This is a genomic window from Kitasatospora sp. SUK 42 (assembly GCF_015776785.2).
GTDB lineage: Bacteria > Actinomycetota > Actinomycetes > Streptomycetales > Streptomycetaceae > Kitasatospora.
Window position 1 is genome coordinate 842,864 of the sequence record NZ_LFMD02000007.1, and the last position, 25,000, is coordinate 867,863.

General features: G+C 75.6%; 22 protein-coding genes. 6 read left to right on the forward strand and 16 right to left on the reverse strand.

Annotated features, from left to right (window positions below):
* Positions 1–46: 46 nt before the first annotated feature.
* The 13 genes from RZ50_RS25415 to RZ50_RS25475 form a co-directional block, all read right to left on the reverse strand.
* A complete protein-coding gene (locus RZ50_RS25415) occupies positions 47–4,081 on the reverse strand; it encodes a LysM peptidoglycan-binding domain-containing protein (RefSeq protein WP_196948893.1) in 4,035 nt (1,344 codons plus the stop codon).
* On the reverse strand, positions 4,081–4,530 hold the full coding sequence (locus tag RZ50_RS25420; RefSeq protein ID WP_217680846.1) for a hypothetical protein: 450 nt from the start codon (positions 4,528–4,530) through the stop codon (positions 4,081–4,083). Before RZ50_RS25420 ends, RZ50_RS25415 begins: the two co-directional genes overlap by 1 nt.
* Before the next feature lie 308 nt (positions 4,531–4,838).
* Positions 4,839–5,345, reverse strand: a complete 507-nt coding sequence (locus tag RZ50_RS25425; protein WP_308272242.1) for a TadE/TadG family type IV pilus assembly protein — start codon at positions 5,343–5,345, stop codon at positions 4,839–4,841.
* Positions 5,342–5,716, reverse strand: coding sequence for a TadE/TadG family type IV pilus assembly protein (locus tag RZ50_RS25430; RefSeq protein WP_254803052.1), 375 nt, complete (start codon positions 5,714–5,716; stop codon positions 5,342–5,344). The genes RZ50_RS25425 and RZ50_RS25430 overlap by 4 nt, the downstream gene beginning before the upstream one ends.
* 35 nt (positions 5,717–5,751) lie before the next feature.
* Positions 5,752–6,048 (reverse strand): hypothetical protein, encoded by a 297-nt coding sequence (locus RZ50_RS25435; protein WP_196948897.1) that lies wholly within the window; start codon positions 6,046–6,048, stop codon positions 5,752–5,754.
* Between the two features lie 55 nt (positions 6,049–6,103).
* Complete coding sequence (locus RZ50_RS25440; protein WP_196948898.1) at positions 6,104–6,982, reverse strand: hypothetical protein; 879 nt, start codon at positions 6,980–6,982, stop codon at positions 6,104–6,106.
* Positions 6,979–7,941, reverse strand: a complete 963-nt coding sequence (locus RZ50_RS25445; protein WP_196948899.1) for a type II secretion system F family protein — start codon at positions 7,939–7,941, stop codon at positions 6,979–6,981. The genes RZ50_RS25440 and RZ50_RS25445 overlap by 4 nt, the downstream gene beginning before the upstream one ends.
* Positions 7,941–9,569 (reverse strand): CpaF/VirB11 family protein, encoded by a 1,629-nt coding sequence (locus RZ50_RS25450; protein WP_308272244.1) that lies wholly within the window; start codon positions 9,567–9,569, stop codon positions 7,941–7,943. Before RZ50_RS25450 ends, RZ50_RS25445 begins: the two co-directional genes overlap by 1 nt.
* The gene (locus RZ50_RS25455; RefSeq protein ID WP_196948901.1) at positions 9,559–10,905 is read right to left on the reverse strand and encodes a hypothetical protein; all 1,347 of its coding nucleotides are present in this window, start codon (positions 10,903–10,905) and stop codon (positions 9,559–9,561) included. Before RZ50_RS25455 ends, RZ50_RS25450 begins: the two co-directional genes overlap by 11 nt.
* A complete protein-coding gene (locus tag RZ50_RS25460; protein WP_217680847.1) occupies positions 10,905–11,708 on the reverse strand; it encodes an SAF domain-containing protein in 804 nt (267 codons plus the stop codon). The genes RZ50_RS25455 and RZ50_RS25460 overlap by 1 nt, the downstream gene beginning before the upstream one ends.
* A 190-nt stretch (positions 11,709–11,898) precedes the next feature.
* Complete coding sequence (locus RZ50_RS25465; RefSeq protein WP_196949128.1) at positions 11,899–12,699, reverse strand: hypothetical protein; 801 nt, start codon at positions 12,697–12,699, stop codon at positions 11,899–11,901.
* 128 nt (positions 12,700–12,827) lie between these two features.
* On the reverse strand, positions 12,828–13,391 hold the full coding sequence (locus RZ50_RS25470) for a hypothetical protein (protein ID WP_196949129.1): 564 nt from the start codon (positions 13,389–13,391) through the stop codon (positions 12,828–12,830).
* Positions 13,392–13,588: 197 nt separating this feature from the next.
* Complete coding sequence (locus RZ50_RS25475) at positions 13,589–14,452, reverse strand: hypothetical protein (RefSeq protein ID WP_196949130.1); 864 nt, start codon at positions 14,450–14,452, stop codon at positions 13,589–13,591.
* A 193-nt stretch (positions 14,453–14,645) separates the two neighbouring features.
* Between RZ50_RS25475 and RZ50_RS25480 the strand changes: the two genes are divergently transcribed.
* The 3 genes from RZ50_RS25480 to RZ50_RS25490 all read left to right on the forward strand — a co-directional run bounded on the left by RZ50_RS25480 (position 14,646) and on the right by RZ50_RS25490 (position 17,254).
* On the forward strand, positions 14,646–15,098 hold the full coding sequence (locus tag RZ50_RS25480; RefSeq protein WP_196949131.1) for a pyridoxamine 5'-phosphate oxidase family protein: 453 nt from the start codon (positions 14,646–14,648) through the stop codon (positions 15,096–15,098).
* A gap of 109 nt (positions 15,099–15,207) precedes the next feature.
* Positions 15,208–15,660: a MaoC family dehydratase gene (locus tag RZ50_RS25485; protein WP_196949132.1), complete on the forward strand. Its 453-nt coding sequence runs from the start codon at positions 15,208–15,210 to the stop codon at positions 15,658–15,660.
* A gap of 340 nt (positions 15,661–16,000) precedes the next feature.
* Positions 16,001–17,254: an MBL fold metallo-hydrolase gene (locus RZ50_RS25490; protein ID WP_196949135.1), complete on the forward strand. Its 1,254-nt coding sequence runs from the start codon at positions 16,001–16,003 to the stop codon at positions 17,252–17,254.
* A gap of 27 nt (positions 17,255–17,281) precedes the next feature.
* Here the strand turns inward: RZ50_RS25490 and RZ50_RS25495 are convergent, their stop codons facing one another.
* Together RZ50_RS25495 and RZ50_RS25500 are read right to left on the reverse strand one after the other, a co-directional pair.
* A complete protein-coding gene (locus tag RZ50_RS25495; RefSeq protein WP_196949133.1) occupies positions 17,282–20,035 on the reverse strand; it encodes a DUF6493 family protein in 2,754 nt (917 codons plus the stop codon).
* A 5-nt stretch (positions 20,036–20,040) separates the two neighbouring features.
* On the reverse strand, positions 20,041–21,405 hold the full coding sequence (locus RZ50_RS25500) for an SWIM zinc finger family protein (RefSeq protein WP_217680848.1): 1,365 nt from the start codon (positions 21,403–21,405) through the stop codon (positions 20,041–20,043).
* A gap of 136 nt (positions 21,406–21,541) precedes the next feature.
* Here RZ50_RS25500 and RZ50_RS25505 point away from each other — a divergent pair, with 136 nt between their 5' ends.
* Positions 21,542–22,453, forward strand: a complete 912-nt coding sequence (locus tag RZ50_RS25505; protein WP_308272248.1) for an acyl-CoA thioesterase domain-containing protein — start codon at positions 21,542–21,544, stop codon at positions 22,451–22,453.
* An 88-nt stretch (positions 22,454–22,541) separates the two neighbouring features.
* Positions 22,542–23,192 (forward strand): TetR/AcrR family transcriptional regulator, encoded by a 651-nt coding sequence (locus RZ50_RS25510; protein ID WP_196949271.1) that lies wholly within the window; start codon positions 22,542–22,544, stop codon positions 23,190–23,192.
* Between the two features lie 30 nt (positions 23,193–23,222).
* Here RZ50_RS25510 and RZ50_RS25515 read toward each other — a convergent pair whose 3' ends face one another.
* Positions 23,223–24,434, reverse strand: coding sequence for a sulfite oxidase (locus RZ50_RS25515; protein ID WP_196949272.1), 1,212 nt, complete (start codon positions 24,432–24,434; stop codon positions 23,223–23,225).
* A gap of 352 nt (positions 24,435–24,786) precedes the next feature.
* Between RZ50_RS25515 and RZ50_RS25520 the strand changes: the two genes are divergently transcribed.
* Positions 24,787–24,972, forward strand: coding sequence for a hypothetical protein (locus tag RZ50_RS25520; RefSeq protein WP_196949273.1), 186 nt, complete (start codon positions 24,787–24,789; stop codon positions 24,970–24,972).
* The last annotated feature ends 28 nt before the right edge of the window (positions 24,973–25,000 follow it).

Sequence of the window (25,000 nt, forward strand, 5' to 3'; positions counted from 1 at the left end):
CCGCCCGATTCCCAGGAGGAGTCGGGCGGGCAGTCGGCGTACGGCCTCAGGAGCCGGCCAGCAGGTCCCGCAGGAGGGTGACCGTGTCGGCGTCGAGGTCCCGGCCGGTGCGGCGGCTCAGCGCGTCGAGGCGGTTGACCGCCCGGAGCAGCTGGTCGCGGGCGCCGGCGGAGGCGTAGGCGTAGAAGAGGTCCCGGTGCAGGAGTTCGACGTCCGGGGCGACGGCGAGGCCGCGGAAGACGGCGGCCTCGGCGCTGCGGTGGTCGCCGTACTGGAGGCGGCGGGCGGCGAGTTCGTGGGCGGTGTCGACGATGGCGGCGATCATGTCCTGGCGTTCGGACTCGGCCCAGCCGTAGGAGGCGGGCGGCGCCTCGGCGAAGGGGGCGCCGCGGACCAGGGCGAGGGCGTGGGCCAGGGCGGCGTCGGCGGTGGCGCTGGTGCTGCGCATGCCGCGCCGGTAGAGGCTGCGGAACTCGTCCCAGTCGCAGGTGACGGCCGGCGCGAAGGAGTAGCCGTCGGTGCCCTCGGTGGGCAGGTGGGCGCGGCCCTCCGGCGAGTTGCCGAACCAGGCCGCGAGGTCGGCGAGTTTGGCCGGGAGCGGGCTCTTGGTGCCGGAGGCGGTGGGGTGCGGGTCGAGGTGTGCGGCGCCGGGGTGCAGGTCGTGGTCGAGGGCGTGGTGATCGGCGCCGGGGCGCAGCGCGAGGTAGACGGCGAGTTCGGTGAGCCGGGGCAGCGCCCCGGGTTCGGCGCTGCCGAGGGTGCCGGCCACGTCGACCGGACCGAGCAGCCGGATCCGGGGCGCGTTGCGCGGGGCGTGCGCCTCCGGGGAACGGAGGATGGCGAGCAGGTCGTCGCTGTCGCTGCGGCCGGGGGTGGTCCGGGCGACGGTGGCCACGGCCGCGGGGCCGGGTTCGGCGTCGGGCCCGGCACCGGCCCCCGCCTCGGACGGGCCGTCCGCGGTGGGATCAGGCCGGGACGGGATCCGCGGGTCGACGCCGGTGGGCGCGGGCGCGCTCTGGTGCGTCGGGGCCGGCTCGGCGGGCCTGGCGGGATCAACAGGCCCGGCGGGATCGACGGGCCCGGCGGGCTCGACGGACCGCTGCGGCGCCACGGGCTGAACCGGAAACACGACCACCGACGCGTCCACCGGCGCCACGTCCGCCGTCTCCGCCCCGACCCGCGGATCGGCCGGCGAATCGACCGACGAACCGGCCGACGAACCGACCGCCGGATCGGCCGGCGAACCGGCTGGCGAACCGGCCGGCAGCCGCAGCTCGCGGGTGGTGTCGTCGGTGGCCTGCTCGGTGTCGGTGGCCGCCTGCCGCCCCTGCCCGTTGATGGCGAACCGCGCCGGCCCGGCCTGTACGGGAATGGGGGCGGGGGACGGAGCCGGCGCCGCCGGGTCCGTGCCCGCGAACGGGCTGGCGCCGGTGCCGATGACCCTGGTCAGCAGCCGGGGCCCGGCGGCCGCGTCCGCGCCCTCCTCGACCTCCGCACCCGACGCGCCGACCGCAGCCAACACGGGTACCGCGAGCGGCAGTTCGGTGGTGTCGGTGTCCTCGTCGAAGTCCGGGTCGAGCCCGGGACCGTCCAGGGTCCAGGCGGGCGCCGGGTGCTGGGTGGTGTCGTCGGCGACCCGGAGCAGCTCGGCGACCTGGTCGTACTGCTGCCCGTCGAGCCGCTGGAGTTCGACGGTCAGGTGCAGGCCGGGGATGGCGGCCTGGCCGGTGGTCGGCAGGGTCCAGCGGGCGACCGGCCCGGTGCCGCGCTCGGGGGCGCGGGTGATGACGGCGACACAGGTGCGCGGACGGGCGTCGAGCAGGCGGCCGAGTTCGGCGGGGGTGTCGCCGCCGGGCTGCTGGGCGCAGAGCACGATCTCGGGGATCCAGGACTCGTCCGCCTGCCCCCGGCTGCGGGCCTCGCGCGGGCTGACGGCCTCGGCGGCGATCAGGGTGGCGCGGGCCTTGGCGGTGCGCGGGCCGAGGGCGGCCAGCGCGGCCTCCAGGGTGGGGTGGCGGTGGATGCGCTCGGCGGCCGGGCCGCTGATCGACACCTCGTCGGCGAGGTCCACCAGGTGCAGGTGGAGCCGGTCGGCGAGCGGGCTGTGGGCGAGTTCGATGGCGAGGGTGCGCAGCACGTCGCGGGCGTCGTCGGGGTGGCCGGAGAGGTGGAGCAGCCGGACGGCCTCCAGGTCGGCGAGCACCACCGAGCCGTCGGGCGAGGTGCCGAGGGTGACCAGCGCGGGGTAGGGCGCGGCGGTCTTACGGGCCTGGGCCGCGCTGAGCAGGTCACCGGAGTCCGCGCCGCACCACCAGACGTTGGCGGCGTGCGCGGCGCGGAACGGCGCGATCGGGGTGGCCGGGCCGGACAGGTGCAGCTCGATGACGTGGTCGAGGGTGATCCGGGCGGCGACGATGGCGGGCAGGCGCTTGCCCCCGCGCACCGTGTTGCGGGCCAGGGTGCGCAGGGCGCGGTCCAGCAGTTCGAGACCGGCCTGGTCCTGGCGGGTCATCAGTTCGTTCTCGAAGGCGGCGGCCTCGGCCTCGGGCATCGCGATGCGGTGCCGGGGGCGGCGGCCCCGCAGCTGGGCACCGCGCTTGTGGGCGACGGTGCCGACCATGATGGCGGCGAGCAGGACGCCGACGGTGGAGGCGGTGAGGGCGACGCTGTAGTCGCCGCCGGATGCCGGGTCGGCATGCGCGGCGGAGGCTGGCGCGGGGGTGTGGGCGGGCGCCTGCGTGGGCGCCGGGGTGGCCTGCTCCGGGGCAGCCTGCGTCGGGGCGGGCGCGGGAGCCTGGGTCGCCGGGGCCTGGCCGGGCGCGGGAGCCGGCGTCTGGGCGGGGGCGGGAGCCGGCGTGGGAGCGGTCGCCCCCGGCACGGTGAGCACCGTCCCCGGCTCCAGCACGTCCGGGTCGGTGAGCCGCTCCCCGCCCGGCGCCTGCACCCCCTTGTTCGCCTCGAACAGCTTCGGCCAGGCCTCGCCGTCACCCAACTCCCGCTGGGCGATGGCGGACAGGCTGTCCCCGGACTGGACGGTCACCGTCTTCGGCCCGCCCGCCCCGGGCTCCGTCCCGGCCTGCGGCACCTCGGCCGCACCGGATCCCGACGCCGCACCGGACCCCGCGGCCGCACCGGCACCGGCATCCGGCGTCTGCGCGGGCGTCTGGGCCGGGGCCTGCGCGGGAGTCTGCGCGGAGGCCTGCCCGGCCGCCTTCGCCTCGTCCGGCTTGGCGTCCGCCGGCATCAGCAGTTCCCAGCCCGGCTGGATCGGCCGGTCCGCGTCGAAGCGGACACCCGAATCGCCCATCGTCCGGCCGTCGTTGAGCTTGGCGATCTCCACCCAGCGTTCGCCGGAGCCCAGTTGACGCTCCGCGATGGACCACAGACTGTCCGCCGGCCGACTGTCCCGCACGGTGTACGTCGCGTGCTGGTCGGCCGCCGGGGCCAGTGCGGGCGCCGACTGCGCCGCGGGCAGCGCGGCCCGCTGCACGCCCGGGGTCAACTGGGCCTGGACGACCGGGGTGTGGGTCAGCTCGGGCACCGCGGCGAAGGCGGAACCGGCCACCGGCAGCAGCCCGAGCACCGAGCCGACGAGTCCGGCCGCGACCCGCTGGCTCCAGCCGAAGGCCGGGATCCGGCGGGCGATCCGGCCGCGCAGCTGGGCGGGGATCTCCAGCAGCACGGAGAGTGCGAAGCAGGCCCAGGCCAGCCAGCCGACCACCACGAGCAGCCAGAGGAACAGCCGCCCGTCGTCCGGACTGGTGAGCGCCTCCCCCACCCCGCCCGACACGACCTCGCCCATCGAGGCCACCGCCTGGGTGCCGTACAGCAGCAGCGCGGGCACGCCGAACAGCAGCGCGAGCAGGGTGACCAGCGCGGCGAGCGCGGTGATCAGGGCGCCGCCGCGGCGGCGCCCGGCCCGGTGCCCGGTTCGGGTCCGGCCCCTCGCGTGTCGGTCCCGGTCGTTCCCGGTTCCCGTCCGGGCGGTTCCGGCCCGAGCGGCTCCCGCCGGGTTGGTTCCGTCCCGGCCGGTACGGGCCTGGGCGGATCGGGCCTGGTCCTTGGCACGTGGCGCGGCCATCAGTCGGTCTCCGCTTTCTCGACTCCGTGGACGAGGGTCGCACTGCCCTTGCCCGTTACCTTCCGCTCCCCGAGGGCGCCCAGCAGGACCGGGCGGTAGTCGGCCTGCACGGTGACGGTGACGACCCTGCCGTCACCGGAGAACTCGACCTCGCCGACCCGTAGCCCGTACAGCCCGAGGTAGGCGTCGGCGGCCTGCCGGACGTACTCCTGCTGGACCTTGAATCCCTTGCCCTGCAACACCGCCGCCTGGTCGAGCTGTTGTCCGCCGACCCGCGCGGCCTCCTGGGCGTAGGCGTCGGTGCGCTCGGCGACCCGCAGCCGGCCGCCCGCATCGATCACCAGGGCGATGACGAGCACGACGTAGGCCGCGCAGATCGCCACGAAGAGGGCGACCGCGCCCCGGTCGGACCGGCGCGAGCGCCCGGTCCGGCGCCGCAGTCCGCTCAACACCCGCATCCCCTCCCCCCGATCCGCACGTCGTCTCCCCACCGGCTCCCCACCGGGCGCCCCTCGGTGCCGTTCCGTCATCCCCCGAGCGCTCTCCGCTTGCGTCTCCCCCGCGCGGGCCGTCCCCAATCCCCCGGCCGACCCGCCGGGGGCCTCGCGGTGTCCGGTGCGCCGTCACGCGCCCCGTCTCATGTCCTGTCCTGCGTCCAGTCCTGCGTGCTGTCCTGCGTCGTGTCATGTGCGCTGTCTTGCGTCTCGTGTCATGTGCGCTGTCGTACGTCGTGTCGTGCGTCGTGTCGTGCGTGCCGTCAGGTGCCGCGGTAGCGGTCCACCACGGAGGTGAACTCTCCGACGAGGTGCTTCGTCACGGGCACCCCGGCCGGTCCGCCCAACAGGTCGACGAGTTCGACGTCGCAGACCACCGTGACGGTGACGGTCGTGACCGGCCCGCCCGGCAGGTCCAACTGGCCCTTGCCGACCCGTACGTCGCCGTTGCGGCAGGAGACGCCCTGCTGGTTCAGCGTCGCCCGGGCGGAGTCCGCGGCGGGCTGGTCCATCCCGTCGACGCTGCGCTGCAGCGAGGCGGTACGGGCCCCGGCCCGGGCGGCGGCCTCGACCGTTCCGGCCGTGGTCTGCACCCGCCCTGCCGCGATCGCGAGCAGGACCAGCCCGACCACGGGCGGCACGACGATCGCCGCCTCGATCGCGACCCCGCCCCGGTCCGCCCGCCGGGCGAGCCACCGGGGCCGGGGCCGGGGCCGCGACCGGAGCCCGGGCCGCCACGACAGCAGGCGCGCGCGGACCCCCCGGCTCACTGCGTCACCACCGGCGGGACGAAGCGCTCGCGCGGCGCCTCGGCGTACTGCCGGACGCTGGGCGCCGAGAGCCCGGGGATCAGCAGCGGAGGCGTCAGCTCCACGGTGACCCGGATCGTCTCGGGCGTGCTGCCGTCGGTCCGCACCTGGTACGACCGCACGCCCTGCCGGTCCAGGAAGTCCCGGGCCTGCCGCTGGGCGGCCTCGTTCTTCACCTCGTCCGTCGCGTTCCCCTGCACCCGCCCGGCGTCCACGCCCTCGCGGGCGGCGGTGAGCGCGACCTGCCGGTCGTACCACCACAGCGAGGCCTGGACGACGAGCAGCAGGAGCAGCAGGACGACCGGGAAGACGATGGCGAGACTGATGCTCATCGACCCCCGGTCGCCGCGGCGGCGAGGAAGGCGCATCACTTGGAGGCGCCACCCGCGCCGCCGGGCAGGTTCGGATCCTGCTCGACCTTGGTGACCACCTTGTCCTTCAGCAGGTACAGCGCGGTCGCGACGGCGCCCGCGACGAACACCAGCGCGATGATGGCGAGGGCGAGTTCGATGCTGATGGCGCCGCGGTCGCCGCGCGCGCGGGCGGCGCGCAGCCGGCCCAGCCGCAGCGTGAACAGCAGCAGGGCGAACTGCACGGGCAACAGGGCGGGTCGTAGGACGGGTCGCAGCACCCGGCCTGCCAACTGGGCGAGTCGTACGGTCATCGGGCTCTCCGGTGGGTGTGGTGTGGTGTCAGCTGCTCTTGCTCGGGGACGGGCTTCAGTTGAGCATCTGGTGGAGCGCGGGAAAGACGATCAGGACGGTCATCAGCAGGGTCAGCGCGGCCCCGGGCGCGACCATCCGCTCGCTGTCGGCGTTGGCGCGGGCGAGGTCCTCGGCGAGCAGTTCGCCGCGCAGCCCCTTGGCGCGGGCCCGCAGGGTGTCGTACACGGCGGCGCCGTCGGTGCCGGACAGCCGCATGATGTCGGCCACGTCCTGGAGCGGGCTGAGCCCCAACTCCGCGGCCAGCGCGTCGAGTCCGGCCCAGGGTGGGAGCCGGTCGGTGGCCGCGCGCTCCAGGGCGTCGCGGATCCGGCGGAACACCGTGCCCTGCCCGACCGAGGCGGCGCGGCGCAGCGCCTCGGCGGGGCCGCAGTCGGCGGCCCGCTCCAGCGCGACCAGTTCCAGGTAGGCGGCGATGCCGTGCAGGTACTCGGTGCGCGCCTCCTTGGCCTCGCCCCGCACGATGGCGTCCGGGACGAAGAAGAGCAGGCCGGCCAGCAAGGGCCCGGCGACCAGCGGCAGGGCGAAGGGCAGGCCGACGTCCATCAGCAGGGCCATCGCGCCGAGGTAGGCGGGCAGCACCAGGCCGATCGCGGCGAACAGCAGCTTGTGCACCATGAACCGGGCCGGGCTGCGGCCGATCAGGGCGAGTTCGCGGTGCGGGATGGAGACCCCCCGCAGGGTGAGCGAGCGTTCGCCGATCCGGTCGTACCAGCGCGGCCGCTCGTCCGGGTCCTGCTGCCGGTCGGCGGGAGCGCGGTGCAGCCGGTCCAGCGCCTGACTCAGGTCGGGTGGCGCGGGCCGCAGTTCGGCGATCAGCAGGGCGACACCGCCCGCCGCGGCGGCACCGGCCAGCACGGACCAGGGGGAGATCACCGGACCTCCCCGAGCTGCTCGGCCGGCTCCGCCTCGCCGACCTGGCCGCCTCGCCGGCCGCCCCTGCTGCGCCGGTCCGGCGTGAGCAGCCGGGGCACCGGCGGGTGCGAGGCCAGCGCCCGCATCCAGGCGATGATCGCGACGAACAGGGCGGCGACCACGGCAAGCACGATCTGGCCGAGGAAGGTCCCGTACGGGCGGGTGTACTCGGTGTTGAAGGAGCCGATCGTGACGACCAGCACGATGATGCCGACCAGCCAGCGGATGGTGGTCCGGTGCTTGGCCCGGTCGGCCTCGATGGCGCGGCGCTGGCGGACCTCCTCGCGCACCGAGTCGGCCATGTCGGAGAGTGTGCGGGCCAGGCCCGGGCCGCTGTCCCCGGCGCGCAGCACCAGGGCGGCGAGCACCTTGTCGGCGGTGGCGTCGGCCAGGCTGTCGGCGAAGGCGTGCAGCGCCTCCTCGGGCCGCCAGCGGGCCTGGAGCCGGGCGGCCAGTTCGCCGATCTCGTCCTCCAGGGCGGCGGGGGCGGTGCGGCGGCTGGTGACGATGGCCTGGTTGAGGCCGACACCGAGCAGCAGCACGTCGGCGATCCGCTGGGTCCACTCGGACAGCGCCTCCAGCCGCTCGATCCGGTGGGTGTCCGGGCGGGTGGTGTCGAACAGCCAGGGCAGGCCGAAGACGGCCAGCGGCACCAGCAGCGCGGTGAGCGGGATGCCGGTGAACAGCCAGGCCAGCGGGGCGCCGGCGAGCGCGATCGGCAGCTGGACGCGGCGCAACCGCACCATCCGCATCGAGGCGGTGCCGGGGGCGCCGTACCAGAAGACGTGGGCGCGGTCGGCCAGCGGGTTGTCCCGCCGGGCGGTCTCGTCCTCGTCGGCAGGCTCGCTGCCGCGGGCCCAGGCCACCAGGGCGACCAGGCCGCCCGCGACCGCCAGCCCGCACAGGGCGAACAGCAGCATCACCGCGCGCCACCACCGATCCGCAGGTGCAGCGGGGTGGCCCAACTCCCGTACCGGGAGTCGAGCAGCGAGGCGTCGAAGCCGGCCCGGCGCAGGTCGTCCAGGCACTGCGGCGGGGTGTGCGGGACGGCCCGCGGCTCACCGAGGTCCGGCCGGGGGCCGAAGACGGTGTTCAGCGCGGGCCGGCCGCTCTCGCCGAGGCCGGTGACCTCCAGCACGTGCGAGACGAAGCGGTGCCGGCGGCCGCCGACGGCGGTCTCGTCGACCATGGTGACGTGCACGATGAGGTCCAGGGCGTTGGCGGTGAGGCGGTAGGCGAGCGAGTCGGTCATGTGCGAGCCGTACTCCAGGCAGAGTTCGGCGATGCGGTCGACGACCATCTGCGGGCCGCGGGCGTGCAGGGTGCACATGGAGCCGCCCTCGCCATTGGTCATGACCCGCAGCATCGGGACGACCTCGCCGGAGCGGACCTCGCCGACGATGATCCGGGACAGCGTCATCCGCAGCGCGGCCGGAATGAGGTCGCCGATCGTCAACTCCCCTGCCAGGCGGCCCTCGACGCGTTCGCCGTTGCCCTCGCGGGCCTCCATCGGGACGACCTGGCGCAGGTGGCCAAGGGTGTGCAGCCAGAGCTCGAACTCCGACTCCAGGGTGCCGATCCGTTCGTCCGGCGGGATCTCGGCGGCCATCGCGCGCAGCAGGCTGGTCTTGCCGACGCCCTGGGTGCCGGTGATCATCACGTTCTTCCGGGCCCGGATCGCGGCCGCCAGGAAGGCGGCCAACGTGGAGTCCAGGGTCCCGAGTTCGACCATCTCGGGCAGGGTCGCGGAGGCCACCCGGTGGCGTCGGATCGCCACGTACGGGCGGGGCGTCACCTCGGTCAGCGCCTGGAGACGCATGCCGCCCTCCAGCCGCAGCGCCAGCGTCGGGCTGGCGGTGGACAGGCTGCGTTCACCGCCGCCGTGCTGGCGGGCGAGGTCCTGGAGCAGCTCGACGAGTTCGGCGTCGCTCTCGGCCACCGGCGGTACCTGGCGCAGGGGTTGGTGCACCTTGGAGACCCAGACGTCGTCGCAGCCGTTGATCAGGATGTTCTCGATCTCCGGGTCGTCCAGATAGGGCTGGAGCCGGCCGGCCCGGAACAGCAGGTCGAAGACGGCCTCGGAGAGGGCGCGGTCCTGCTCCCGGGTGGGCGGGATGCCGTGGGTCTGCGCGTAGGCGTCGGACCAGCGGGCGACGGCCTCCTCGATCAGTGCCCGGCCGCGCTGTCGGCGGGTGGCGCGGTCCGGTTCGGAGCCGGAGGCGGTCGTCAACCGGCTGATCTGCTGGTGCAGTTCGGCCGCGACCTGGCGCTTGAGCTCGCGCGCGACCTGCGGGTCGACGGCCGGGCGGGTGGCGGCGCCGCGCAGGTCCAGCGAGGGCAGCTGGGAGGGCACGGCGGTGGGCCCGGCGGCGCCACCGGGGGCCGGGGCGACCGGGCCCGGCCGGTAGGCCTGGGGCTGCTGCGGCTGGTGCGGCTGCTGCTGCGGCTGTACGCCGACCGGCCCGGGGGCGGGTGCCGGCAAGGGCGTGGACCAGGGCAGGGCGGCCGGGTCGGCCGTCGGGTGCTGGTGCAGGGGGCTACCGCGCACGGAGCACCTCCCCGGGGTTGTGCGGGTACTGCCGACCGTTGAACTGACCATCCGTCACTATCGGCTCCTGGAGCGCGTACTGGCCGTACTGGCCGCCCTCACCGTCCGGCGCCCCCGACTGGACGTGCGCCGGGAACGGCGCCGGTGCGGCCGGCTGCGGCGCCAGACCGGCGAGCGGAGCGACCGGGCCGGTGGTGATCACCGGCGGGGTGTAGGACGGCTGCTCGGCCTCGCCCGGCCCGTAGGCGTGCTGCCCGTACGACTGCTGGCCGTAGGCGGGTTGGCCGTACGACTGCTGCCCGTACGACTGCTGGCCGTACCCGGGCTGCCCGTAGGCGGGCTGCTCGTAGGCCGGCTGCCCGTGTGGGCTCGGCGCGGGCGCGGGTGCGGACGGCGGGACGGGCCCGGGAACCGGCCCGGGCACGGGGACGGTCGGCGGGACGGGTACCGGCGGGGCCTGGACCGGCGCCGGTATCGGAGTCGGTGTCGGTGTCGGTGTCGGTACCGAGGCGGGCGCCGAGAGCTGTGCGGGCGCGGGCGCGGCGTTCGGCGCCAGCCGCTGCCGCCGTCGGCGGATCAGCAACTGCACCTCGTCGGCCGCCGAACGCGCCGTGCGCATCAGCTCGGAGCGGATGAACCGCCGGTCGGTGGTGTCGCCGCCGTCGGAGAGCACCCGCGCGGTACGGGCCGCGTGCGGCAGCACCCCGAGCACCGGCAGGCCGAACTCGCGCGACACCTCGGCCCCCGAGTACGGCCCCTCGGCGACCAGCAGCAGCCCGAGCGCGTCCGACCCGGTGCCGCCCGCGGCCAGGTCCTCGGCGAGCGCGGACACCCGGGGGCGGGCCGAGCTCAGCCCGCGCAGGGTGGTGCGGACCGTCACCGCCACCACGTCCGCGCGGCGGGCCAGCACCGCACTGGTCCCGGTGGCGCCGGAGCGGCCGAGGTCCACGATGACGTCGTAGCCCTGCTGCTCGATGCCGTGCAGCAGTTCGGCGAGCGGCTCCCAGGTGTAGGCGAGGCCGGGGGCCTGGGCCGGGTCGGTCAGACCGGGCAGCAGCAACCGCTCGGCCTCGCCCTCGGGCGAGAGGTCGATCAGCTGCTCCCAGATGGTCTGGGCGAGCAGCCCGCGCCGGTCGGCGACGGCCAGGTTGCGCAGCCCGTACACCGCCTCGACCCGGCCCTCCAGGGCGCCCGCGAGCACCGCGCCGCCGTCCGGGTCGGCCTCCACCAGCAGGATCCGCCGGCCGGGCTGGAGCGGCCAGGCCAGCAGCAGCGCCAGGGCGGTCGTGGTCGCGCCGGGGGCGCCCGGGCCGCCGACCACCGCGATCACCGCCATCAGGCGCCGCCCGTCCCGGCCGGGGGCGCGGGCGTGCCGGAGGCTCCGCCGGAGGCCGGCGCACCGCCGGGGGTGGCCGCCGGGGAGGCGGGGGAACCGGGGGACGCGGGGGTGGCGGAGGGCGCCGGGGCGGCCGCGCCGCCCGCCGAACCGGCGCGCGGCGCCAGCAGCACCTGGATCCGCCCGCCGGCCACCCACTGCGCCAGCCGGGGCCCGTCCGCCGTGCCGACCGCCACGTCGATCACCTGGCTGCCGTCGGTGTCCACCCGGCCGACCGTGATGACCGTCGCGGCCAGCGAGTCGGGCCGGCCGTTGTCGGGGGTGTTGACCACGACGATCTGCTGCCCGGGCTGGAGCCGGCTGGCGGGCAGCTGGGTGCGTTTGGCCGACACCCCGACCACGATCTGCCCGGGCTGCACCGACAGGCCCTGGGCGAGGTCGGAGCCGGTGAGCATCGCGCCGCGCTTGAGGTCGGTGGCGGCCCTCATGCCGACCGCCCTGCCCCGGTCCTGCGCCGACAACGGCCGCAGCGCCGGGTCGCCCGCGATCCGGGCCACCACCAGGTCGTCCTCGGTGATCACCTGTCCCCAGGGCACGTCCCGGGCCAGCGCCAGCACCGCGACCCGCTGGCCGGTGCTGTTGTAGAGGACGGCGCCGCCGAGGCCGCCGGCGGCGATCAGCGCGACGGCCATCGCCAGCATCGCCGGGCGCCGGCGCCGGGCCCGCATCGTCCGGCCGGGCGCGTGCGGCGCGGCCCGCCCCCGGCCGCCCCGGCCCTGGTTCTGGTCCTGCTGATCCGGCACCGCCACGGACACCGCGGCGCCTGCGGCCGTGCCGGATCCCGGCGTCGCGAATGTACGGTTGTCCACCGGGTTCCGCCCTTCCCTCGTTCGCTTCCGGATCGTCAGTCGGCTCGTCGGTCGGCTTGCCGGTCGGATCGCCCGTCGGATCGCCGGTCGGCCCTTCGGCGGCCTGATCGCCGTCGTGGCGGGGTCAGTTGAGGACCTGCATCTCGGCGACCCTGAGCGCGAGGTCGGCCCCGCGCGGCATGTCGAGGTCGAAGGTCTTCGGGTTCGGCCCGGTGATCACCACGTGCGCCTGCCAGTTCGCCGTGACCGTGCCGTTGAAGACGCCGTCCTTCCTGCTCCCCGAGCCGACCGGGAACTCGTAGCCGCAGTCCGGGGACTTGGCGGCGCCGTACTTGGGGTCGTACGGCGTCCCGGCGGTGGCGCAGTCCACGCTCATGCCGTCGCCGAAGTCCCAGGTCATGCCCTTGAGCCGCGCGGTGACGGTGACGGACGCGCCCGGGACGGCCAGCGAGCTCGGCGCGGGCGCCGTCATGCCCTCCGCCCACAGCCAGACCGGCGCCTTCACCACGGCGGTGTCCTTGGGCGCGACGCTCGCCACCGGGGTCGGGAAGGCCATCCGGCCGGCGAGCAGCTTCCCCTGGACGGTCAGGTCGACCACCTGGGTCGCGCCCGCGGCGTTGCTGACGAACACGGTCTCCATGCCGCCCTGCCCCCCGTCGGTCTGCGGGCAGACCTTCGAGTAGACCGCGCCGTCCGTGGACTTGTGCCCCTCCCAGGCACGATCGCCCTCGGGGGGCTGCTTGTCCAGCGGGCGGAAGTAGCAGCCGTTGTCGCTGTTGAAGTAGCCGCGCTCCGGGTCGTAGCAGGCCCACTGGGTGCCGTGGTAGCTGCACACCTGCGGCCCGCCGTCGTCACCGCCGCCACCGCCCTGGGAGGGACGGGGGGCCGGGGTCTTCCCCCCGCTCCCGGCGTGCGTGCAGATCACGCTCGGGGCGCATTGTTCGGCGCCGGCGTCCGGTGGTTCGTCCGCCGTCGCGGTCACCGCCGAGGACAACAACAACCCGGCGGACAACGATGCGGCGAACACGAATCGCCGGGCCGGTTTCCGTGAGTTCAGCATGTCCGGTCCACCTCCCGCTTGAAGTCGTAGATCAGCCAATGCGCTTGGAACCAGCGCAGGGACGCGGTCGCGACATAGCGGTTCAGTCGGTCGGCCGGTTCCTTCGCGGCCCCGGTGACGGCATCGACACGGCGCCAGGCCGACAGGTCGACGCAGTCCTCGATCACGGCGGTCTGCGGATCGGCTTTCAGGTCAATGGACTTGACCACGGCCGAATTCCGCGGCGTTCCGGTCATCACCAGTTTGGCGTCGTGGAGTTGGCGCAGGCCCACCAGGGCGTCGGACAGGGCCCGCCCGGAGGAGTACGCCTCCAGTGGGGCGCCGTCCGAATCCGTACGCCCGAAGGCCTCGGCCTGGGCCTGCCACCAGTCCTGATACGTCTTCACGGCCAGCCGCCCCTTGGCCCCTTCCGGGCCTTCGGTCGGCGCGATCGTGGCGTTTACCGAACCACTCGAAGGAGTTAACGGGTTCACTCCCGCAACAGTGGGTGCAGCCGACCCGAGACGATCGGTGGAACCGCCGGCACCACCGCTCGCGCAAGCGCCGAGCAGCAACACCAGAACCGCCCCACCAACCCCAACCGCCCCAGGGCGCAACACATTTCCGCGCTGCCGCATCGCCCCACCTCGTCGCGACCGAGCCGATCCGTGATCCACGGCCGCCAGGAGAATTCCGCCGTCCCGCCGGTGTTTCCGCTGGGGATCGATTCTTCGCCAACCCACCCCATCACGGCAACACCTCAGGCCACCTGACCTTACGCGGAAGGCGGTTCCGTCGGGGCACTTTCGCGCCACAGAACGGCCAACAGTTCTTCGGAAAGCGACAATCCGGCCAATGCCCCCCGAACCGCGGCCCGATTTCGCATCAACAGGCGCCCGCCGTGCGGAGGAAGGAGCAGGCGCGCGCCCGGCGCACCCGAACCGCCTGACGCGGCGTCGGCCGCGCCGCCCCCGTCGAGCAGCCCGGCGACGGCGGGCTGGAGGTCCAGCGGGGCGACGGCCGCGGGGGCACCCGGGACACCGTGGCGCAGCACCGTGGTGAGGGCCCGGCTGAACGATCCCTCACCCCCCGGCCGTACGGCGTCCCGGCCGCGTCTGCCCGGGGTGTAGCGGCCGACCCGGCCCCACAGCGGGACCCGGGAGTAGCTGAGCAGTTCGCCCGCGGTGTCCTCGCCGTCGCGCTCCAGCGCCGCCCAGGCGTCCCGGTCGGCCACCGCGTCGACCAGCAGCAGCGCCTCCTCGTGGTCGCCGTGCACCATCGCGCTGACCACCCAGTCCCAGGCCAGACCGCGCCGGTAGGCGTTGTCGTGGGTGCTGCCGCCGGTGACCAGGGCGAGCCGGCGCCCGCGCGGGTCGGCGACCAGCTGGCCGACCAGGCAGACCACCAGCCAGCGGCCGGAGTGCTGGGCCGCGTTCCGGACGGCGGTGAGCAGCGCGTTGGCGTCCGCGTCCGGCGCCGTGGCGGTGACCCGGCAGCCGGCCGCCCCGGTGTCGAAGAACATCCCGGGCAGCACCTCGGCCAGCAGCCTGGCGCCCTCCGGCGCCTGCGCCGAGCCGCCGTACGCCCGGTCGGGCCCGCCGTCCGCCCCGATCACCACCAGATCGACCCCGCCGGCCATCCGTCCGCCCCCTCCCTCACCGGCCCGGGTGCGGCACGGGTCCGCGCCGCACCGGGTACCGTCCACACCGGTCACACCGGTCCGCCGCGGGGCAGGCTACCGCTCCGGGCGGACGCCGACGGGGCTCCCGGCCCGTCCGCTCAGGGACCATGGGCCCTATCGACGCGCGCGCCGACCGAGGACGATCGGACGCATGGAGCGTGAGGACCGTGTGGAGACCCTGAGCGAGGCCGAGTGCCTGCGGCTGCTCAGCACCGTGCCCGTCGGGCGCGTGGTGTACACCGAGCACGCACTGCCGGCCGTCCTGCCGGTCTCCTTCGAGGTCCTGGACGGGCGGCTGGTGCTCGCCGTGCGCCGGGGAAGTGCCACCGCGCGCGGGCTTGACGGCACGGTGGTGGCCTTCCAGGCGGACATGCTGGATCCGGTCACCCGTACGGGGTGGAGCGTGCTGGTGCACGGGCGGGCCGACGCGGTGCGCGACCCCGAACAGGTCCGGCGGGTGCTGCGCTCCGGGCTGCGGCCGTGGGTGGGGGATCCCGAGCCGCTGTTCATCGCGCTGGTGCCGGAGCTGGTCAGCGGCCGGAGGCTGTTCCCGACGGGGCAGTTCGGACAGGGCACGCTGGGGCGCACCGCGCTGCGGCCCTGAGCGGCCGTCGCCCCGGTTCCTCCGCTGCTCCTGACAGATACCAGCGGGTAGGCATACGCTTCCGGCGTCCTGACCCCTCCCCGGGGCCCGTCCCCTCCAGGAGCGCACCGTGACGACCTTCGCCTCCCTCGCCGAGCTGACCGCCGCCGTCGGCACCGAACTGGGCACCAGCTCGTGGCACACCATCGAGCAGCGGCAGATCGACCTCTTCGCCGAGGCCACCGGGGACCACCAGTGGATCCACGTGGACCCGGAGCGGGCGAAGGAGAGCCAGTTCGGCTCCACCATCGCGCACGGCTACCTGACCCAGTCGATGATCCCGGTGCTGGCCAAGGAGTGCTACGGGGTCGAGGGCGTGCGGATGGCGCTGAACTACGGCTCGGACAAGGTGCGCTTCCCCGCCCCGGTGCCGGTGGGCACGGCGATCCGGGCCACCGCCGAGCTGGTGTCGGCCACTGAGGTGCCGGGCGGGGTCCAGGCGGTGGTGCGGTTCACCATCACCAGCGAGCAGAGCGCCAAGCCGCACTGCGTCGCGGAGACGATCACGCGCTTCTACGCGTAGCGGCACCGGGGCGCCGGGGTCTCAGCACGCAGGGTCTCAGCACGCGGGGGTCTCGACACGCCGCAATCCCAACACCTGGTGGCGGGTACGCCGAACGGACCGCGCCGGGCTCCCCACCAGGTCCGGACGGGCCACGGCGAGTAACCTCCGACGAGATGGTTGTCGTGCCACAGTGGCCTCAACTGCCCCTGGGGTGCGCGCCCCGGCCCGCTCGGTAGCCGTGACCGTCCCTGGAGGAGCCGTGCCCCGCCCCGCCCCGTGGTTCTCCCGCCTCGCCGGTCTGACCTCACAGCTCGTCCCGCCGTCCGCCGGGCCCTCCGCCGACCGGGCCGTCCCCGGCCTGGCCGGACTGCCCCGCGCGGCCTGGCACCGGGTCCGGACCGAGGCCTTCGGGGCCGAACCCCGGGGCGAGCGGCTGGCCCGGATCCGCCGCTCGCCGCAGTTCGTCGACGGCGCCTTCCGCAACCCGGTGCCGACCCGCCGCCTGGTCTACGAACGCAGCCCGCTGGAGATCACCCGCGCCCAGCTGGGCGGGGACAAGACCCGCCGGACCCCGGCCGCCGCCGTGCCGGTGCACCGGCTGCTCCCCGTCGACCTGGCCGCGCCGCCGGAGTCCGGACTGCGGCTCACCTGGCTCGGGCACGCCACCGTGCTCGCCGAGATCGGCGGACGGCGCGTCCTGCTCGACCCGGTCTGGGGCGAGCGCTGCTCGCCGTTCGCCTGGACCGGGCCCAAGCGGCTGCACCCGGTGCCGCTGCCGCTGTCCGAACTCGGGCCGGTGGACGTGGTGGTGATCTCCCACGACCACTACGACCACCTCGACATGGCCACCGTGCGGGTGCTGATCGGGAGCGGCGCGGTGTTCGCCGTACCGCTCGGGGTCGGGGCGCACCTGGAGCACTGGGGGGTGCCGGCCGGGCGGATCGTCGAGCTGGACTGGTGGGAGTCGGCGGAGGTCGCCGGGCTGACCCTGACCGCCACGCCCGCCCGCCACTACTGCAGCCGCGGACCGCGCACCAGCGCGCTGTTCCTGTGGGCCTCGTGGGTGGTGGCCGGCGGCGGGCGCCGGATCTTCCACAGCGGGGACACCGGCTACTTCCCCGGCTTCACGGAGATCGGGCGGCGGCTCGGGCCCTTCGACGCGACGATGATGCAGGTGGGTGCGTACAGCGAGTTCTGGCCCGAGGTGCACATGACCCCCGAGGAGGGCGTCCGGGCCCACCTGGACCTGGGGGGCGAGCTGCTGCTGCCGATCCACTGGTGCACCTTCAACCTGGCCATCCACCCCTGGGAGGAACCGGCCGAACGCGTCGTCACCGCCGCCCAGACGCTCGGCGCCCGGCTCGCGGTCCCCCGCCCCGGCAAGCCCTTCGAGCCCGCCGACCCGCCCGCGCTGCGCCTGTGGTGGCGCGCCGTCGCCGCCGCGCCGCGCGGCATCGAGCCGCTGGTCGCGGAGCGCGCGGGTGCGGCGGGGACGGGTGCGGCGGCGGGGACGGCGGGCGCCGAAGCGGGGACGGGGACGGGGGCGGGCCGAGCAGAGGCGCGCGAACAGGTAACAGACTTCAGCGAACAGATTTCAGATTCTGTCAGCTGAAATCTGTTCGCTGAAACCCGTCAGCCGTCAGCCGTCAGCACCCGACCCCGCGAGCACGTCCCGCAGCACCCGGGCCTCCTTCACCAGCCGGCTCGACCCGCCCCGCTCGGCCACCGCCGTCACCTCGGCCACCGGCCCCCGTGCACGGGTGCGCCGGGCGCAGTCGGCGGCGAGCGCGACCAGGTCGCCCAGACCCCGTGCGGACGGGTCGGCCGCCCCCAGCAGCCCGGGCAGCGCCGCGCCCAGCACCGACCAGGCCGTCCGGTACGCGCCGGTCTCCGCCACCAGGCCGAGCGCCGTCGCCAGCCGGGCCGGCTTGACCGTGCCCCGGGCCACCAGCTCGCCCAGCTCCCGCCCGAGCAGCGCCCCGTCCAGCTCCCCCCGCGCGGCGAGCACCAGCAGGGCGTCGACGGCCCCGGTGCGGTCCTCGGCGTGCCGGGCGCCCAGCCCGTACGCCAGCGCCAGGTGCACCGCGAGCCCGGCCGGACCGCCGGACTCGGCGAGGAGCGGCAGGAGCCGGCCCGCGCCGCGCTCGTCCCGGTCGGCGCCCAGCGCGAAGTGGTCGAGCCAGCGGGCGGCCAGTTCCTCCCGGTGCCAGGGCAGCATCGCGGTCCAGTGCGTGATCGGCCGCCAGGCCCAGTCGTACACCTTGCGGGCGCGGGACACACTGGGCTCGGTCGGCTCCAGCAGCGCCCGGAACTCGCGGTCGAGCCGCTCGCCGTCCGGCCCCTTGGGCCCGGTGCCGATGCCGGGCTGGGCGACGACGATCCGCTGCAGGTCCTCCCACCAGCGTTCCGCGTAGTGGCGGCCGCGCTTGGAGCCCCGGCCGGGCGCGAACAGCACCCGCTCGGACGGCTGCCCGGGCAGGCCGCCGGTGCGCAGCCAGTGCGCCAGCCACCGCCCGGCCGGCGAGGTGAGCGCCTCGGCGGCCCGTAGCACCTCCGGGTCCGCGGCGGGCCCGACCCGCAGCAGGGCCGCGCACAGGTCGGCCCGGCCCGGCACCACCCCGGCCGCCTCGTACCCGGCGAGGCGCTCGACCAGCACGTCCGCCGCGAGCGCCCCGGTGGCGTGGGTCGGGGTGGCGAGCAGGTACGGCGGCCGGTCGGAGGCCACCTGCCAGGCGGCCTCCTCCAGCCGGGCGGCGAGCACCTCGCCGTGGACGGTGGTCTGCGGGCCGCGCAGCGGGGAGCGGCCCTTGCCGCCGAGGAGGTCCCAGAGCCGGCGCGGCGGCGTCTCGCCCGCCACCGCGGCCACCACGTAGAGGACGTCCCGGGGCATGGTGTCCATCCACCGGATGGTGCCGTTCCACGGGTGCGTCCGGCGGACCGGCTCCAGCGCCTCGACCAGTGCCTCCCGGTCCAGGTGGGCCTGCCGGACCAGCCCGTCCAGCACCCGTTCGAAGGCCGCGACGTCCTCCTCCCGGCCGGCCAGCAGGGCGGAGAGCTCCTCGGCCAGTTCGGCCGCCGAGCCGATCGGCGCCCCGAGGGGGCGCGGTTCGGGGGCGGGCGGCAGGAGTTCGTCCTCGTCAGCGGTCGGCAGGTCGCCGCCGACCGGTGCGCCGAACAGTTCGCCTGCCCTCGGGTGGTGGACGGGGTTCAGCGTCTCGGCGGCGGCGCGCAGCTCGGGCAGCACCGCCTCCCCCGCCGCCCGGAGGTGACGGGCCACCACGTTGAGGGCCCGCTCCTGGACGCCCGGGTCGGCGTGTCCGAAGGCCTCGGCCGCCGCGAGCACCACCGGGCCGGAGCGTTCCGGCGCGCGCCGGGCGGCCTTCTCCAGCCAGCCCAGCTGGGCGCGGACCAGCTTCTTCTCGGCCCGGAACAGCACCACCGCCGAGGCCTCGACGAGCGCCTCGGGCTCGATCAGCCCGGCCTCGTCCAGCTCCGCCAGCGTCCCCTGGGCGTGCCCGGCGACGGTCGACGGGCCGTCCAGCAGCGCGACCAGGTCCCGGACCCGGGCCGCGTACTCCTCGGGCGCGGGGTCGAGCGCCCGCAGCACCTCCAGGAAGGACCGCTGGTCGGCCGGTTTGCCGCCGCGCAGCAGCCGGGCCAGCGAGCGGTCGATCAGCTCGGTCCGGTCCAGGACGCCGGTCGCGGCCAGCTCGGCGATCGCCTCCGTCCAGACGTCCCCCGGCCGGGGGCTGAGCCGTCTGGCCAGCGAGCCGCCGACGTCGGCCAGGTCCAGTACCCGGGGCGCCAGCTCCGGGGTCAGGCGGTCGGCCCGCAGCTGTTCGGCGAGCGTCGGGCGCGGGCCGCCGACGTCGAGCTTGCCCTCCATCCAGCTGCGGACGAACGGCTCGCTCACCGGCGCCGCGCAGCCGGTACGCCGGACGACGGCCTCGGCGAGCGGGTGCATCGACCAGGTCCAGGCCCGCGCGGGCCGCTCGGCGAGCCGCCGGGCCACCTCGATCTGCCACTCCTGCGGCTGCGCCTCGACCACCGCGTGCAGCACCGGGTGGCGCGCCCAGTCGCGGACGCGGAGGTCGTCGGCGCCGAGCCAGCGCGCGGCGGCGGCCGGACCGGAGTGGCAGCCGACCCCGGCGGCCAGCAGGGCGCCCCTGACGTCGGTCAGGTCCTGCGACCAGTCCCCGCGCAGTTCCTTGCGCAGGTCCTTGAGCGCGGGCAGGCAGGCCCGCCGCCGCGCCTGGTCCAGGCCGGCGAGCAGCTCCGGTATTCGCGCCAGCCGCCCGGCCCGGACGGCCGCGAGCAGTTCCTCCACCCCGCCCTCCGCGTCCAGCCCGCCCTCTGCGCCCGCCCCGCCGTCCGCGCCCACCGTGTCCTCCATCGCGTTCACCCCTCGGCCCCCGCCGACTCCCGGACGATCCCGACGGCCAGCGCGTGCTTGCACGGCCCGCGCCCGCCCCGGTACTTGGCCCACCACAGACAGGTGCAGCCGACCCGCCCCGCCGCGTCCGTCCGCACCCGCTGGATGTGGTCGTCCACCGTGACGACGGCCGTCGCGCCGTCCGCCTCCAGTCGCACCGCGCCCGCCGCGACCAGCTCCCGGGCGGCCCGCAGCCGGGGGTTGGCCGCCTCGGCGTGCCCGGCCCGGTACGGGAGTTGGCGGTGGAAGTAGGCGGCCTCGGCGGTGTCGTAGCCGATCTGCCCGGCAGTGCCGAGCCGGGTGAGCGCGGCCCGGACCCGCTCGGCGCCGATCCCGGCCTGCTCGGCCAGCTCCGCGATCTCGATCCGCGGCTCCCAGGCGAGCAGCACCGCGACCAGGTCGGCGTCGCGCTCGGCCGCCTCGGTGGCCAGGGCGCCGAGCACCCCGCCCTCGCCGGAGAAGCCGCGCGAGGCGTCCGGCGAGAGGGTCAGGGTGAGCCGCATGCCGGGCAGCACCACCTCCCAGGCCGAGGCGGTCGGCTCCCCGGCGGAGACCGGCGCGTACACCCGGAGGGCGAGCGCGTGCCGCAGCACCCGCTGCAGCGCGACCAGCCGCTCGGGCCCGGGCAGGCAGACCGCGCCGGGCACCGGGCGGGTGGTGGGCCGCAGCGTCCGCCCCGCCGGGACGACCCAGCCGACGCCGCCGCGCCCGCCGCGCGGAAGCGAGCGCAGGAAGCGCACCGCCTCGGCGGCGGGCAGCTCGGCGCGCGGTTCGAAGCCCGCGGCGACCACCTGGGTCTCGGCGAAGCCGCGCAGCCAGCGCTCCGGCAGCGGCACCTTCCGTTCGACCAGCGGGCCGTCGAAGGTCGTGACCTCCAGTGCGTCCGGCCCGACCGCCAGGTGCAGCGGGTCGGCCGGGCCGATCCTGGTGAGCGCCTCCCGCAGCGGGTCGTTGACGTCCACGTTGGTGGTGCCGTGGCCGATCTCGTCGCCGTCCAGCCCGGCCGCGAGCACGTCGAGCCGGGCGTAGACGCCGCAGCAGCCGGAGAAGGACTCGAAGCGCAGCCGGTCCCCGTTGGCGGTGACCACCGGGTCGAGCGAGGCGCGCAGCCGCGGCTGGTGGTAGCGGGCGGCGGCGACGTCCGCCACCGCGAGCAGCGCGGCGGCGGCCGGCGCCGGGTCGGCCAGGAAGCCCGTGAAGAAGCGCGGGTTGGCGGCCGCCCCGAGCGGGGTGGCGCCGCCGGAGGTGGCCAGGTCGAGGCGCCGCCCGTCGGCACCGTCCAGGACGGCCGACGGACGCAGGTAGGCGTACCCGTGTGCGGATTGCGTCATGCGGAGCACGCTAGGTGACGGGTCTGACAAGCCGTCGGAGCAGAGCGGGAATGGAACACGTTCTATACGTTTCGAGCAGCGGTGAACGTTACCCGGGTCACACCACGGCGCGACCGGCTTCTGCCACTATGGGCCCGTGACAGACCTGACCGAACAGCAGCTTCCGGCCGAGCAGGCACCCAGCCCGACCACCCCGTTCGCCGAACTGCTGGAAATCGAGCAGCTGAACGAGAACACGTTTCGAGGCCATTGCCACGCCGGCGCCCCGATGCGCGCCTTCGGCGGCCACGTCGCCGCCCAGGCGCTCGCCGCCGCCGGACGCACCTGCGACGGGCAGCGCGCCGTGCACTCGCTGCACGGCTACTTCCTGCTGCCCGGCAACCCGACCCGGCCGATCGTCTACGAGGTCGAACGGCTGCGCGAGGGCGTCACCTACGCGACCCGCCGGGTGCGGGCGGTGCAGGAGCGGAACGAGATCTTCAGCCTCACCGCGTCCTTCAAGCACCCCGAGACGGCCGGCGGCGACCGCCACCGCGAGCTGCCGCCGCTGCCCGGCCCGGAGGCCCTGCCCGACGCCTTCTCGCACTGGGACGAGGAACTGCGCGCGGCGATCAGGAGCTCCGGAGGCTTCCGCGACCTCGAACTGCGCTTCGTCCCGCAGGACACGCCGGGCCTGCCGCCGGCCGTCCCCGGGATGCCGCAGCAGTTCGTCTGGCTGCGCATCATCACCCCGCTGCCGGAGGCCGACCCGCTGCTGCACACCTGCGCCCTCACCTACCTGTCCGACCTCACCCTCGCCTCCACCGCCGGGCTGCACGAGCAGCCGAACTTCTTCCAGCGCACCGAGGCGCCCCGGCTGCTGATCGCCTCGCTGGACCACGCGATGTGGTTCCACCGCCCGTTCCGGTCCGACGAGTGGCTGCTGTTCGCCCAGCGCAGCCCGTCCTGCTCGGACGGCCGGGGGCTGTCGCTCGGCGAGTTCTATGACCGCGACGGCCGGCTGGTGGCCTCCGCCGTCCAGGAGGCGCTGATCCGCAGGCTGGCCTAGCCGAGATGCCCCGGTGGCCGCCGGGCGAACGGAAGGGGGCCGGTCGGCGTCATACTCCTGAGCGGCCCCGGCCCGTATCATGGTGCGGGTGACCAAGGTTGACCTGTCACCACGACCGGTGGAGGCGATGTCTCCGCGTCAACTCGAACGCCGCGAAAGCCTGATCGCGGCCGCGCTCGCCCTGGTGAACGAGATCGGCGTCGAGCGGCTGCAGATGAAGCAGGTCTGCGAGCGGTCCGGAGTCGCCCTGGGGACGGCGTACCGCTACTTCTCCTCCAAGGACCACCTCCTGGCGGCGGCGATCGCCGAGTGGCATCGCCTGCTGCTGGCCGATCTGGTGGCCGAACTGCGCGGTCCGCGCGCCGGGCTGGGGGCCACCGACCGGGCGGTCCGGTTCGTCCGGGGCGGAATGCGGGCCTACCAGCGGCAGCCCGAACTGGCCCGGCTACGGGTGGCCGTCGCCGCCTCCACCGATCCCTTCGCCAGCGAGGCCCTGCAGGGCATGGCCAGGGCCGACAGCGCCGCCCTCCAGGCGGTGACCGGCGAGGTGCCGGCCGCCGCGAGCGAGCTGGTACGGCACATCGTCGCGCACGCCTGGCAGGGGGAGCTGACCGCCTGGGTGACCGGGCGGACCACCCTCGGGGACGCCCGGCGGCGGCTGGAGGACGTGGTGCGGCTGGTGCTGGCCCCGTACGAGACCCGCTATCCGGCCCCGTACGAGGTCCAGTCCACCGGCTGAGCACGGGCCCGGCCGGCCGACCGGCCGGGCTCAGGCCACCGTGACCGGGTGCGACACCACCGCGCCGAACAGGTAGCCCTCGCGGTTGAACCCGGCCGTGTCGGGCTGGGTGTCGCCCCGGCGGTCCGTCGCGCGGGCGCGCAACTCGTACGGGCCCGGCCGCTCGGGGCGCCAGGCGATGCTCCAGCGCGTCCAGTCGTGGGCGCGCGGTTCGTCGTGCAGTTCGGCGCGCCGCCAGCTCCGGCCGCCGTCGGTGCTCACGTCGACCCGGTGCACCGGGGCCGTGCCGGACCAGGAGCGACCGTGCAGCCGGTGGTCCCGGCCGGCCTCCAGCACCGCACCCTCGGCCAGTTCGAACGCGGACTTGACCACCTGGGTGGTCAGCGGGTCGCCCCCGCCGGGCGGGTGGTCCGGGCCGAACATCCGGTAGAAGTCGGTGTTCCACGGCGAGTGGAGCGGGTGGTCCGCCACCTCGATGCCGCCGACCCACTTGATCGAGGCGATGCCCACCCAGCCGGGCACCACCAGCCGGGCCGGGGCGCCGTGGTCGGGGGTGAGCGGCTCGCCGTTCATCTCGTAGGCGAGCAGCACGTCGTCCAGCGCCTTGGCGATCGGCAGCGGGCGGCGCACCGGGCCGTAGTTGACGCCGTTCACGACGTAGTCCGGGTCCAGGCCGGTGGGCAGCACGTCCACCGCGCCGTCGGCCAGTCCGGCCGCCCGCAGCACCTCGGCCAGCCGGACGCCACGCCAGCTCGCCGAGCCGATGCCGCCGAGCGTCCACGGCGTGCCGGGCACGCTCTGGTGCTGCTGGCGGGAGTAGTAGCTGCGGCCGTTGCCGGCGCACTCGATCAGCGCGTCGATCCGGGTGGCCGGCAGCGCCCGCAGGTCCGCCAGCCCGAACTCGACCGCCCGCTCGCGGGCCGGGGCGCCGCGCAGGCCGCTGCCGAACAGCTTCAGCCGCCAGCTCGCCGGGTCGATCAGCGGGGTGCTGGTGTGGTTGCGGACGAAGAACCGTTCCACCGGCACACGTCGGCCGACGACGGCCTCCCCGTCGGCCCCGCGCAGGGACTCCCAGCGCATCTCGGCGTTGGTGTCACGCGGGACGAACCACTCGGCAGGCAGCGGTTTGACGATTCCGGGCACGGGCCTGGTCACCTCCTCGGCGGCCGCCCGGCCCGGGGCGGGCACCGGCGCGGCCAACGCGGGCACGGTGACCGCCCCGGTGGCGCAGCGCAGCGGCATCCGGACGGCACTGTCCGGATGACGCTCCGCTCCTCAGCGTAGGCGCTCCGGCGCGACAGGTGAGACCGGTGGCGGGCCGAACCTTCCGCTTGGCCTTTTCAGCGGAGCACACGGCCTGAACCCTCCCGGGCGGCGTGGGGGACCCTGACGGGACGCTGGTCCCCACGCTCCGTACGGGCCGCCGCCGGCGAGGCCCCGGCCGAGTGCGAACGGCGCCATCCATGCCGCTGACCAGCGCATACGCCCCACCCGCGGGCCGGGTGGGAGGCATACGGCCAACCGACGCCCAACCCCCGTCCGGACTTCACCCGCGCGTACCGACCGTTCACACCGCCCTGGAACCCTCGCTGTCATGAACGCCAGCCCTCAGGCGCCCTACCAGGAACCGCGCTTCCCGCTCCCCCAGCGCCACCGCCGTCTGCTCGCCTGCACCGCCGTCCTCGCCTCCGTCGCCCTCGGCACCCTCGGCGTCGGCGCCACCGTGGAGACCACCCAACACGGCCCGGCGGCCACCGCCGCCGCCACCACCGGCAAGTAGCACCCGCCCTACCCGCTCCTCCCCGGCA

Bases quoted from the DNA above. Each gene is read 5' to 3' on its own strand.
- RZ50_RS25480 (WP_196949131.1), top strand. From the start codon at position 14,646: ATGGAGCGTGAGGACCGTGTGGAGACCCTGAGCGAGGCCGAGTGCCTG.
- RZ50_RS25435 (WP_196948897.1), bottom strand. From the start codon at position 6,048: ATGACCGTACGACTCGCCCAGTTGGCAGGCCGGGTGCTGCGACCCGTC.
- RZ50_RS25500 (WP_217680848.1), bottom strand. From the start codon at position 21,405: ATGACGCAATCCGCACACGGGTACGCCTACCTGCGTCCGTCGGCCGTC.
- RZ50_RS25520 (WP_196949273.1), top strand. From the start codon at position 24,787: ATGAACGCCAGCCCTCAGGCGCCCTACCAGGAACCGCGCTTCCCGCTC.
- RZ50_RS25455 (WP_196948901.1), bottom strand. From the start codon at position 10,905: ATGGCGGTGATCGCGGTGGTCGGCGGCCCGGGCGCCCCCGGCGCGACC.
- RZ50_RS25495 (WP_196949133.1), bottom strand. From the start codon at position 20,035: ATGGAGGACACGGTGGGCGCGGACGGCGGGGCGGGCGCAGAGGGCGGG.
- RZ50_RS25475 (WP_196949130.1), bottom strand. From the start codon at position 14,452: ATGGCCGGCGGGGTCGATCTGGTGGTGATCGGGGCGGACGGCGGGCCC.
- RZ50_RS25515 (WP_196949272.1), bottom strand. From the start codon at position 24,434: ATGCCGCTGCGCTGCGCCACCGGGGCGGTCACCGTGCCCGCGTTGGCC.
- RZ50_RS25430 (WP_254803052.1), bottom strand. From the start codon at position 5,716: ATGAGCATCAGTCTCGCCATCGTCTTCCCGGTCGTCCTGCTGCTCCTG.
- RZ50_RS25415 (WP_196948893.1), bottom strand. From the start codon at position 4,081: ATGGCCGCGCCACGTGCCAAGGACCAGGCCCGATCCGCCCAGGCCCGT.
- RZ50_RS25445 (WP_196948899.1), bottom strand. From the start codon at position 7,941: ATGCTGCTGTTCGCCCTGTGCGGGCTGGCGGTCGCGGGCGGCCTGGTC.